General features: G+C 72.7%; 5 protein-coding genes. 4 read left to right on the plus strand and 1 reads right to left on the minus strand.

Annotated features, from left to right (window positions below):
• On the plus strand, positions 1-274 hold a 274-nt coding region (locus ND748_RS25520; RefSeq protein WP_251748605.1), incomplete at its 5' end, for a cytidine deaminase.
• 1 nt (position 275) lies between these two features.
• Positions 276-1220 carry a GTPase Era gene (gene era / locus ND748_RS25525; protein WP_251748607.1) on the plus strand — a complete coding sequence of 315 codons (945 nt, stop codon included), beginning with the start codon at positions 276-278 and terminating at the stop codon, positions 1218-1220.
• Positions 1221-1410: 190 nt separating this feature from the next.
• Here the strand turns inward: era and ND748_RS25530 are convergent, their stop codons facing one another.
• The gene (locus ND748_RS25530; RefSeq protein ID WP_251748609.1) at positions 1411-2655 is read right to left on the minus strand and encodes an NUDIX hydrolase; all 1245 of its coding nucleotides are present in this window, start codon (positions 2653-2655) and stop codon (positions 1411-1413) included.
• A 179-nt stretch (positions 2656-2834) separates the two neighbouring features.
• Between ND748_RS25530 and recO the strand changes: the two genes are divergently transcribed.
• Together recO and ND748_RS25540 are read left to right on the plus strand one after the other, a co-directional pair.
• Positions 2835-3566, plus strand: coding sequence for a DNA repair protein RecO (recO, locus tag ND748_RS25535; RefSeq protein ID WP_374216032.1), 732 nt, complete (start codon positions 2835-2837; stop codon positions 3564-3566).
• Between the two features lie 300 nt (positions 3567-3866).
• Positions 3867-4664 (plus strand): isoprenyl transferase, encoded by a 798-nt coding sequence (locus ND748_RS25540; protein WP_251748612.1) that lies wholly within the window; start codon positions 3867-3869, stop codon positions 4662-4664.
• Positions 4665-4758 lie beyond the last annotated feature (94 nt).

Genomic DNA, 4758 nt, shown 5'->3' on the forward strand with positions numbered 1-4758 from the left:
CGCCGAGGGCGCGGCCCTGCGTGACACCGACGGTCGCACCTACGCCGCGGCCACCGTCGGGCTGAGCCGGCCGGAGCTGGCGATCTCGGCGCTGCGAGCGACCGTGGCCGCGGCGGTCTCCAGCGGGGCGCGTCGCTTCGAGGCCGCAGCCGTCGTCACGGAGGGTGATGGTATCGCGGGCGATGATCTTGCCGTCCTCGCCGAGTTCGGCGCCGGCGTCCCCGTCTTCCTCGGCGGCACCGACGGCGCGGCTCGCAGCAGGACGACCAGCTAGCGTGCCGACTTCGAGTCCCGCCCCCGGCGGCACGACCCCGGTGGAGTTCCGGTCCGGGTTCGCCTGCCTCGTCGGCCGGCCCAACGCCGGCAAGTCGACGCTGACCAACGCCCTCGTCGGCACCAAGGTCGCCATCACCAGCGGCCGGCCGCAGACGACCCGGCACGCCATCCGGGGCATCGTGCACCGTGCCGACGCCCAGCTCGTCCTTGTCGACACCCCCGGGCTGCACCGGCCGCGCACGCTGCTCGGGCAGCGCCTCAACGACGTCGTGCGCGCCACCCTGTCCGAGGTCGACGTCGTCGGGTTCTGCATGCCCGCCGACGAACCCGTGGGCCGGGGCGACCGCTTCATCGCCGAGGAGCTGTCCCGCCTGCCGAAACGAACCCCGGTGGTGGCCATCCTGACCAAGACCGACAAGGTCGGCGACGCCGACCGGATCGGTGCGCGGCTGCTCGACGTGGCCGGCCTCGGCGAGTTCAGCGACATCGTCCCGGTCAGCGCCATCCGCTCCTACCAGGTGGACGTGCTTGCCGACGTGCTGGCGGCCCGGCTGCCGACGGGCCCGGCGCTCTACCCCGGCGGCGAGCTGACCGACGAGCCCGAGCAGGTCATGGTCGCCGAGCTGGTCCGGGAGGCGGCGCTGGAAGGGGTCCGCGACGAGCTGCCGCATTCACTGGCGGTGGTCGTCGAGGAGATGATCCCCCGGGAGGGTCGATCGGCCCAGAACCCGCTGCTGGACGTGCGGGTCAACGTCTTCGTCGAGCGGCCCAGCCAGAAGGCGATCGTCATCGGCGCCGGCGGCTCCCGGCTCAAGGCGGTCGGCACCCGCGCCCGCGGGCAGATCGAGGCGCTGCTAGGGACGCCGGTCTTTCTGGACCTGCACGTCAAGGTCGCGAAGGACTGGCAGCGAGACCCCCGCCAGCTACGCCGCCTGGGCTTCTGACCTCGAGGCTGGGACGCCGAGTCCACCGCCGACTCACGGCACGGCACCGGGCACGGGCAGGTCACGGTGTGCGTGTCGCGGTGCCGTGTGCTTGGCGCGTTGCGGTGCGATCGGCCCGGTTTCGGCGCGCAGACCGCGCACAACGCACCGCAATGCGGTGGGATTCGTCGCCGGTCACCGATGTCACCGGTCACCGGCGCCACGGCCACCACAACCACCGCCGCGGGCGTGGGAGCGCCACGGTCGGGGGGTCGGACCCGTCGTTGACGACCGCACCGTCGACGATCTCCAGGATCGGCGGCATGGCCCGGCGCGGCCGCCGCTGCGCCGCCATACCGGCGTCCTTGGTCGCGGGGACGGGGGCGGCGGATCCGTCATCTGGTGACCCGGCGTGACCGGAATCGGCGCGCGGGGACGCTGTGGCGTCGCCGGTCGCGCCGTGTCGGTCGATGGCCGTGGCCTGCCTGGACGTCCTGGCCTGGCCGGCGCTCGCAGTCTCGCCGATCGTGGTGCTCTCATCGGTGGTGGTGCTCTCGTCGGTTGTCGTGACCTGGTCGGTGGTGGTGCTCTCGTCGGCAGTCGCGTCCTGGTCGGTGGTGGTGCTCTGGTCGGTGGTGGTCTTCTGATCGGCTGTGGTGCTTTGACCGGTGGTGGTGCCCTGGTCGGCCGTGGTGCTTTGGTCGGTGGCCGTGGCCTGGTCGGGGTGGGTGGCCCCGGCGGACGCGGGGGGCTCGCCGAACGTCCCGTCCCCGGGCGACGTCGAGGCCCGGCCGGATGACTCGGCCGGCTTGGCCGCGCCGGCGTCACCGGCCGCCGCGGCCTGGTCGGATGGCGAGGTTCCGTCGGATGGCGAGGTTCCGTCGGCGGCTGAGGTTCCGTCGGCGGGCGGTGCCGCAGTGGAGCCGGTAGCCGTCTCGGACCGCCCAGGTCGGGATGCGGCGGCTGTGGTCGGGTCGTCGGCGAGGGTCAGCGGTGGTGCATCCTCGGCGAGCGCGGCGATCAGCAGCGCCTGGCGGTTGGCGAGGATGAAGGCCTTGACCTCCGGGGGTTGCAGAGCGTAGCGGCTGAGCTTCTTGCCGCGCAGGTCGATCCGTTCGACGTCGTAGCGGCCCTTGGCCGGGTTCGTGAACTCCTCGCCGGTGCGCTTGCTCAGGTCCATGGAGACCAGGCGGCAGACGAAGAAGTGCGACACCGCGACACCGTCGCCGCGCGGCGGACTGGTGAGGAACACCTGTTGGACGCGGTCGACCGTCGCGCCGAGCTCCTCGGCGAGTTCGCGGTGCAGGGCCGCCTCCACCGAGCCGTCCTCGCGGTCGACCCCGCCGCCGGGGGTGGACCAGTAGGGCTTGCGTTTCGGCAGTGTCCGCCGGAAGAGCACCAGTCGGCCGTTGCCATCGATGAGGATCGCTCGCGCCGCCCGCCGTACCACCCGCACGCAGCCATCATCCGCAACCTGCGGCGTCTGGCGCAGGGGAGTCCGGCTTCCACCGGCAAAGGTATCCATTTGTGATCTCTCGTATGCGAGAGGTTGCGAAACAGGGCTGGTTCGTCGCGGTCATCTGCCGGATGACCTCGCCTTACCGCGCAGACCCGGGGTCGTGCAACCATGGGCGGGTGCCGGTGTATCGCGACGAAGGGGTCGTCCTGCGAACGACCCCTCTCGCCGAGGCTGACCGCATCATCACCGTGCTCACTCGGCGCAACGGCCGGGTCCGGGCCGTGGCCAAGGGTGTGCGCAAGACGTCCTCGCGGTTCGGCTCCCGGCTGGAGCCGGGCACCCACGTCGACCTGATGTTGCACTCCGGCCGGTCGCTGGACACCGTCACCCAGGCCGACATCATCTCCCCCTATGGAACGACGATCGCGCTCGACTACGCCCGGCACACCGCCGCGGCCGTGATGCTCGAGACGGGCGAGCGGTTGACCAGCGAGGAGCGGCAGCCCGCGTTGCGGTTGTTCCTGCTGCTCGTCGGCGGTCTGCGCACGCTAGCCGCGGGGCAACGGCCGGCCCCGCTCGTGCTGGACGCGTTTCTGCTCCGCTCGCTGGCGGTGTCCGGATACGGCATGGCCCTGGACGACTGTGCCCGGTGCGGGGAGCCGGGCCAGCACCTGTCGCTGTCCGTTGCTGGCGGCGGCGTAGTGTGCCCGCAATGTCGTCCGCACGGCGCGGCGTCGGTCTCGGCGGGAGCGGTGCGACTGCTCACCGACCTGTTGCGCGGCGACTGGGACGGCGCGCTGGCCAGCGACGCCCGCGCCCGGCGGGAGGCCGGCGGCATCGTCGCCGCCTATCTCCAGTGGCATCTCGAACGGGGGCTGCGCGCGCTGCCGCATCTGGAACGGGCATGAGAGGCCGCGGCCGGGCCGGCACTGGACCGGGCTGTTCGATGACCGCGGCGGCGCGGCGATCGGTCCGCGGGTCGCCGGCCATGAGGGACGCGCCGGTCGAGAAGGACGCGCCGGTCGGGAGGGACGCGCTGGTCGGGGACGCGCTGGGAGGGGATGAGGACGGACATGGTGAGGTGGACAGCGGCGGTGGGGGCTCCCGGCGCGATCCGGCGTCGGCAGGGGGACGGTGCGGCGATGGCAGATACCGGTACGACAGATGACGGCTCGGCGCTGCCCCGGCCGGTTCTGGGGAGGTAGGCAGTGACTTTGCGCAATGACGTGGGGGCGCGGTTCCGTGATCCGCACCCCCATCCTTCGGGGGCCCGGCCTCCGGCGCTGCCGCGCAGCCTGGTTCCGCGGCACGTGGGCATCGTCATGGACGGCAACGGCCGCTGGGCCAAGCGGCGCGGGCTCGCCCGGACGAAGGGGCACGAGGCCGGGGAGGACTCGCTTTTCGACTGTGTCGAGGGAGCGATCGAACTCGGCGTGCGATGGCTGTCGGTGTACGCCTTCTCGACGGAGAACTGGAAGCGCTCGCCGGACGAGGTGGCGTTTCTGATGCGCTTCACCGACGGGGTGTTCGGCCGGCGGATCGCGGACATGGACGCGCTCGGGGTGCGGGTGCGGTGGGCGGGGCGCCGGCCCCGGCTCTGGGGGAACGTGATCCGGCGCCTGGAGTCCTCGGAGGAGCGCACCCGCGACAACGACCGGCTCACGCTGGTGATGTGCGTGAACTACGGCGGGCGGGCCGAGATCGCGGACGCCGCGGCGGCGATCGCCCGGGACGTGCGCGAGGGGCGGCTGCGAGCCGACCGGATCGACGAGGCCACGGTGAGCCGCTACCTCGACGAGCCCGACATGCCCGACCTCGACCTGGTCATCCGGACGTCCGGCGAGCAGCGGCTGAGCAACTTCCTGCTCTGGCAGGCGGCGTATGCCGAGTTCTCGTTCGTCGAGACGCTCTGGCCCGACTTCGACCGCCGCGACCTGTGGCAGGCATGCGAGGAGTTCGCCCGCCGCGACCGGCGCTACGGCGGCATCGTCGCCCATCGTGCCTGACCGTCCCGCTGCCGCTGCCGCTGCCGCTGCCGCTGCCGCTGCCGCTGCCGCCGACGACGACGCCGCGCCCGCGCCGTCGGATGCGGCACCGTCC

Source organism: Frankia sp. AiPs1, from assembly GCF_023716945.1.
Lineage (GTDB): Bacteria > Actinomycetota > Actinomycetes > Frankiales > Frankiaceae > Frankia.